Here is a 211-nt window from a genome sequence, read left to right on the forward strand (position 1 = left end):
AAATAACCGAGAAAGATCATTTTAAACAACACGGTAGGATCAATGGCAGGACGCCCGTTGTCCGCACAATACAGCGGGCTTACCTTCTCATGAATAAAGGAAAAGCCTATATATTTATCAACTTTGCGAAGCAAATGATCTTGCGGTACCAGTTCTTCCAGGGAAACGAATTCAAAGGATTGTTGTTTGTCTCGATGAGATCGCAGCATAC

Annotated in this window: 1 pseudogene; it reads right to left on the bottom strand. The window is 42.2% G+C overall.

Features of this window, described 5'->3' with window-relative positions:
- Window positions 1–209, bottom strand: a pseudogene (locus LCF57_RS17770) (IS5/IS1182 family transposase); the annotation flags it as partial.
- Window positions 210–211 lie beyond the last annotated feature (2 nt).

The organism is Paenibacillus sp. BJ-4 (genome assembly GCF_020404765.1).
GTDB lineage: Bacteria > Bacillota > Bacilli > Paenibacillales > Paenibacillaceae > Paenibacillus.